This window comes from Rugamonas brunnea (assembly GCF_014042345.1).
Classification (GTDB): domain Bacteria; phylum Pseudomonadota; class Gammaproteobacteria; order Burkholderiales; family Burkholderiaceae_D; genus Rugamonas; species Rugamonas brunnea.
The window spans coordinates 1-545 of sequence record NZ_JACEZT010000051.1 but is presented as its reverse complement, the minus strand read 5'-3'; the positions used below and the strand labels follow the sequence as shown (position 1 = coordinate 545).

Genomic DNA, 545 nt, shown 5'->3' with positions numbered 1-545 from the left:
GGCTAATATCCTTTGCTAATGACGGTACCTGAAGAATAAGCACCGGCTAACTACGTGCCAGCAGCCGCGGTAATACGTAGGGTGCAAGCGTTAATCGGAATTACTGGGCGTAAAGCGTGCGCAGGCGGTTTTGTAAGTCTGTCGTGAAATCCCCGGGCTCAACCTGGGAATTGCGATGGAGACTGCAAGGCTAGAATCTGGCAGAGGGGGGTAGAATTCCACGTGTAGCAGTGAAATGCGTAGATATGTGGAGGAACACCGATGGCGAAGGCAGCCCCCTGGGTCAAGATTGACGCTCATGCACGAAAGCGTGGGGAGCAAACAGGATTAGATACCCTGGTAGTCCACGCCCTAAACGATGTCTACTAGTTGTCGGGTCTTAATTGACTTGGTAACGCAGCTAACGCGTGAAGTAGACCGCCTGGGGAGTACGGTCGCAAGATTAAAACTCAAAGGAATTGACGGGGACCCGCACAAGCGGTGGATGATGTGGATTAATTCGATGCAACGCGAAAAACCTTACCTACCCTTGACATGGCAGGAAT

The 545-nt window shown here is 51.7% G+C and carries 1 rRNA gene; it reads left to right on the top strand.

Features of this window, described 5'->3' with window-relative positions:
* Positions 1 to 545, top strand: a 16S ribosomal RNA gene (locus H3H37_RS25435); the annotation flags it as partial.